The organism is Mesorhizobium sp. M7A.F.Ca.CA.004.06.1.1 (assembly GCF_003999135.1).
Lineage (GTDB): Bacteria > Pseudomonadota > Alphaproteobacteria > Rhizobiales > Rhizobiaceae > Mesorhizobium.
Window position 1 is genome coordinate 1 of sequence record NZ_RZPQ01000393.1, and the last position, 5472, is coordinate 5472.

Genomic DNA, 5472 nt, shown 5'->3' on the forward strand with positions numbered 1-5472 from the left:
GACAGTTCTTGGCCTGAATGATCTATTTGTAAAATCGTTATTTTGTATCGATGTATCGATTCTAACGATGGCAAAGATTGCCACTCGCCAGCGGAGAATGTCACCCGTCAGGCCAGTGCAGGAGCCCTCCCTTCCGCTGCCCCTCTCGCCAGCCGGCTTTCGAGCAGATCACCGCTCTGCGTCAGCAGCGGATAGGCGACAGAAGCCATCAGCGAGTTGATTTCCTTCAGTGCCCGCACCGCCTCCAGATGGATGTCGCTGGTGTCGATGCTCTGCGGCATTCCCGATTGCAGGCGCTTGAGGTGACGGTCGTGGCTCGTGCGTTCCAGTCTGCGCATATGCTCCTTCTCGACGACGAGTTGCCGCGCCGACTCGAGATCGCTCGACACCAGCACATTGAGCGCAAGCTGCATGTTGGCCATGACACGGTTGTGAAGCCCGGCCAGTTCGCTCCAGCCGTCGCGTGAAAAGCGCAGGTTCTTGTCACGCAGCTCCTGGGTGAGCACGAGCAGGTTCTTGGCGACGATATCGCCGGCGCGTTCGAGATTGATGGCGAAGTCGGTGAGCTCGATGCCGCGCTGCGCCTCGGCCGCGCTCATGCTGCCGCGATTGACTTCGGCAATGTAGAGCTTGATCTCGGTGTGGGCGCGGTTGACCTCCTCATCGAGTTTTTGGGCTTGGCGTATCTGGTCGGCGGTGCCGGCGTCGAAGAAATCCATCACCGGGCGCAGCATCACCTCGACGACTTCGCCCACGCGCAGCAACTCGCGGGTCGCACTGGCCAGAGCGAGACCGGGTGTGCGCATGACGGTGCGGTCGAGCGCGCTGGTGCGGCGTGACATCAGGTCCCCAGCCTCCCCTGCCTTTGCCGCTGGCCTGTCGGGGATCAGCAAGGTGGCGAGCTTTTCCATCGTGCCGGTGAACGGCAAGCAGCCGATGACGAGTACCAGATTGAAGGCAAGGTGCAGGTTGACCAGTTGGCGGCCTTCGGTTACGCCGAACAGATGCGCCGGGAAGGTCACGGCCTGAAGCGCAAACAAGGCGGCGAGCGCCGTCGTGCCGCGAAAGATCAGATTGCCAAGCGGGACACGGCGCGCCTCGACGGCATCGCCGCGTGTCAGCCACACCGCAATCAGCGCACCACCGCAATTGGCGCCGAGGATGAAGAACAGGCCGACCTCGACCGGCAAGACGCCTTGCGCGGCAAGCGTGACGAACAGCAGGATCGCCGCTACGCTGGAGTGGATCAGCCATGTGAACAGGGCAGCAGCGGCGAAGGCGGTGAAATAGTCCGCGCGCAGGTAGGAGATCACCAGTGGCAGCAAGGTGCTCTGCCGCATGGGTGCGGTCGCCTCGCCGATCATATGCAGCGACAACAGAACGAAGGCGACGCCCATCAGGATGCGTCCGCCCTGCTTGATGCCGCGCGCCTCGAACTTCAGGGCCATGGCGCCGCCGACCAGGATCAGCGCCGGCACCAGCCAGCTCAGATCGAACGACAGCACCTGGACGACCAGAGCGGAACCGAGGTCGGCGCCCAGCAGGATCGCCAGCCCCGCCGACACCGAAACCATGCCGCTGACGGCAAACCCGGCCGCCAGGATGGCGACTGCGGTCGAGCTTTGCAGCAGCACGGCAAGCACGGTGCCGACGCCCGCCGACCTGATCCGCGCACCCCGCGCCTGTCTCAGCGCATCGCGCAAGGCAGGGCCGCAGGCGCGCTCGACGCCCGTGCGCACCATGTGCACGGCCCAGAGCAGCAGCATGACGGCACCCGCCAGGTGCAGCAGGATGATGGAAAATTGCATAGCGACCTCCCGGCCAACGGCCGGCAGAGACGTCGACCCACACTCAGGCTGATGGCTGCCTAAACATAAGTCAAATCGTTCATTTCTATCTTTTCCCAAGCTGTACTTATGATAGGATGTTGGCGATTTCAGAAATGTCGGAGGCACGTAAGATGCGCTACGTCCAATTGCGGGCCTTTCACCAGGTGGCCATCTCCGGTGGCTTTTCACGCGCTGCCGAAGCGCTCTTCCTGACCCAGCCGGCGATCTCGGACCAGGTGCGCAAGCTCGAGGAAGAGTATGATGTGCTGTTGTTCAACCGCAACAAGAAGCAGGTCACGCTGACCCATTCGGGCCAAAAGCTGCTCGAGATAACCCACCGCATGTTCGATACCGAGCAACAGGCGCTGGAGTTGCTGACGGAGTCGCGCGCGCTGCGTTCCGGCACGCTACGCATCGTCGCCGATGCCGCACATCATCTGCTTCACATTCTCGGCAGCTTCCGGGCCCGCTACCCCGGCGTGCAGGTTTCGGTGCGCGCCGGCAACACCGAGACGGTGATCAGCAGCCTCTACAGCTACGATGCCGACATCGGCGTGCTGGGCGAGGTGCCGACAGGGCGCGATTTCGAGGTGCTGAAACTCAACTCGACGCCGATCATCGCGTTTGCATCCATCGACCACCCGCTGGCCGCGAAAAAGTCGCTCACCCTCAAGCAACTCGCGCAGGAATCGCTGGTCATGCGCGAGCGCGGTTCGAAGACGCGTCAGAAACTCGAAGATCTCGCAGCCGCCTCGAAAATCGAACTCAGGCCGGCGATCGAAGCCGAGGGCCGCGAAGCGGTCCGCGAGATCGTCGCATCGGGCGCCGGCATCGGCTTTGTCTCGGCGGCCGAATTCGGCCAGGATTCGCGGCTGGTGCCGATCACCATCGATGCTCCCGAGACCCTGATGGACGAAGCGCTGATCTGCCTGCGTGAACGCAGCGGCGGCAAACTGGTGCGGGCGTTCCTGGATATGGCAAGGTCCATGTCGGCGGATTAGGCGGCAGCGCGAACCTCCACCACATCAGCCTTCACCCGCTCCGACTTCGGATCGTAGGGGCTGCGCAGATGTGCTGTCGCGGCATGGCGAACGCCGGCAAGGTCGATCTCGAAACGACCACCGGTGAGAAACGCAGCATCGACGCCCGCCTCGTTCTCGATCAGCCCGAGCGCCACCGAGCGGCCAAGCGTGTGGCCGTAGGCGGCCGAGCGGACTTCGCCGACCGGCTTGCCGTCGCGCAGGATCAGTTCGCCGCCCCACAGCATCGGCTCGGCATCATCGAGCGTGCACAGCACGACGCGTCTTGCCGGTGCTGATGGCTTCGTCTCAACCAGCGCGTCGCGGCCGATAAAGTCACCCGGCTTGTCCATCGCGACGGCGAAGCCAAGCCCAGCCTGCCAGGGATTGATATCTGGCGTCAGCTCACGACCCCAGGCGCGAAAACCCTTTTCGATACGCAAGGCGTCGAGCGCGTAGTAACCGGCATCGATCAGGCCAAACTCGCTGCCAGCCTCATGCAGTGCCTCATAGACGCCGACGGCGAATTCGGTCGGCACGATCAGTTCCCAGCCCAGTTCGCCGACATAGGTCATGCGGTTGGCATAGGCGGTGGCATAGCCGATATCGATATCGCGGATGGTGGCGAAGGGAAAGCCGGCGTTGGAGAGATCGGCCGAGGAGAGTTTGCCCAGCAGATCGCGCGAGCGCGGCCCCATCAATGCCAGTACCGCGTAGGACGAGGTGACATCGGTCAAGATTGCATGCGCGTTGGACGGGATGTTTTTGACGATCCAGTCGGCATCGTGGATGGCTTGCGCCGAACCGGTGACGATAAGGAATTTCTCCACGCCAAGCCGCATCACGGTGAAATCGCTTTCATAGCCGCCACGTGCATTGAGCACGCCCGTATAAACAGACGTACCGACCGGTACGTCGATATTTCCGGCGCAGATCCAGTTGAGCGCGGCGCAGGCATCGTGGCCTTGCACGAGGAGCTTGGCGAAAGAGGTCTGGTCGAAGACGGCGACGGCTTCGCGTGTCGCCTTCGTCTCGCGCTTGACCGCCTCGTGCCAGTTCTGACGGCCGAAGGCATAGTCGTTTTCGGCTTTTTCTCCCGGTGCCGCGAACCAGTTGGCGCGCTCCCAGCCCATTTTGGAACCGAAGCAGGCGCCCTTGACGGCGAGCCGGTCGTAGAGCGGCGACCGGCGGAACGGCCGTGCGGTATCCAGTTCGCGGTTCGGCCACGGCATGGCGTAGTGCAGGCCGAGCGTTTCCTTGACACGGTCATGCAGCCAGCGCGGATTGTTGTTGAAGGGGGCGAAACGCCTGATATCGACCGGCCATAGATCCATGGTCGGCGCGGCATTGACGATCCATTCCGCCAGCGCCCTGCCCGCACCGCCGGCGCTGGCGATGCCCATCGAATTGAAGCCGGCGCCGACATAGAAATTCTTCAGCTCCGGCGCCTCGCCAAGGAGAAAATTGTTGTCCGGCGTGAAGCTCTCGGGACCGTTGTAGAATTTCTTGACCTCGGCCTCCGCCAATTGCGGTACGCGGACCAGCGCGTTTTCCATCAGGATCTCGAACTGATCCCAATCGTCCGGCAACAGCGCGAACTCGAAATTTTCGGGAATGCCATTCATGCCCCACGGCTTGGCGTGCGGCTCAAAGCCGCCCATGACCAGGCCGCCGACCTCTTCCTTGAAGTAGATAAAACCGTCGGGGTCGCGCATCACGGGCAGGTCCGGATGCACGCCCTCGATCCTGCCGGTAACGATGTACATGTGCTCGGCCGAATGCAGCGGCACCGAGACACCGCACATCAGCCCGACCTTGCGCGCCCACTGGCCGGCGCAATTGACGACGATCTCGGCGGCAATGTTGCCGCGATCCGTCTCGACACCGCAGGCGACACCATTCCTCTGGCTGATACCAGTGACCTTGACCCGCTCGATAATTTTCGCGCCGCGATTGCGCGCACCCTTGGCGAGCGATTGCGTGAGATCGGTCGGATTGGCCTTGCCGTCGCCCGGCAGCCAGACGGCGCCGACCAGATCGTCGGTCGCCATGACCGGCCATAGATCCGCCGCCTCCTTCGGCGAAATCACGTCGATGTCGACGCCCTGGGCGCGTGCCGATGCGGCCGTGCGCTTCAGCACCGTCATGCGGTCGGCGGTCCGCGCCACCGACAGTGAGCCACAATTCTTCCAGCCGGTGGCAAGCCCGGTCTCGGCTTCCAGCTCGCCATAGAGCTGCGTGGAGTATTTGATCAGGCTGGTCATGTTGGAGTGACTGCGCAACTGGCCGACAAGCCCTGCGGCGTGCCAGGTGGTGCCACCGCTGAGTTGCCCCTGTTCGAGCAGCACAACATCGGTCCAGCCGAGCTTCGTCAGGTGATATGCGACCGAGCAGCCGATGATACCGCCGCCGACGATGACGACGCGCGCCTGGGTGGGAAATTGGTTTGCCATGGGAGATCCTGCCGTTTTGACACGAGCCGGATCATAGCAGTCGAATTCCAAATATCAACACAAAATGCCACAAAATATCACATCAAGATGCAACCATCAGCTCAGGCCCCTTGCGCGCAAGCGCTTCGGCGATGTCGGCCTGCGGCTTCGCATCGACGATCACGCCGGCGG

3 protein-coding genes are annotated in these 5472 nt (G+C 62.8%); 1 reads left to right on the forward strand and 2 read right to left on the reverse strand.

Translation table 11 applies throughout. The annotated features are described in order from the left end of the window. Window positions 1–107: 107 nt before the first annotated feature. Complete coding sequence (locus EN906_RS21425) at window positions 108–1808, reverse strand: Na/Pi cotransporter family protein (protein WP_127266986.1); 1701 nt, start codon at window positions 1806–1808, stop codon at window positions 108–110. Between the two features lie 152 nt (window positions 1809–1960). On the opposite strand from EN906_RS21425, the gene EN906_RS21430 reads away from it, so the two are divergent. Then, window positions 1961–2830, forward strand: coding sequence for a LysR substrate-binding domain-containing protein (locus EN906_RS21430; RefSeq protein WP_127266992.1), 870 nt, complete (start codon window positions 1961–1963; stop codon window positions 2828–2830). On the opposite strand, the gene EN906_RS21435 is transcribed toward EN906_RS21430, so the two are convergent. Then, window positions 2827–5301, reverse strand: a complete 2475-nt coding sequence (locus EN906_RS21435) for an FAD-dependent oxidoreductase (protein WP_127266985.1) — start codon at window positions 5299–5301, stop codon at window positions 2827–2829. The two genes, EN906_RS21430 and EN906_RS21435, sit on opposite strands and share 4 nt — an antisense overlap. Between the last annotated feature and the right edge of the window lie 171 nt (window positions 5302–5472).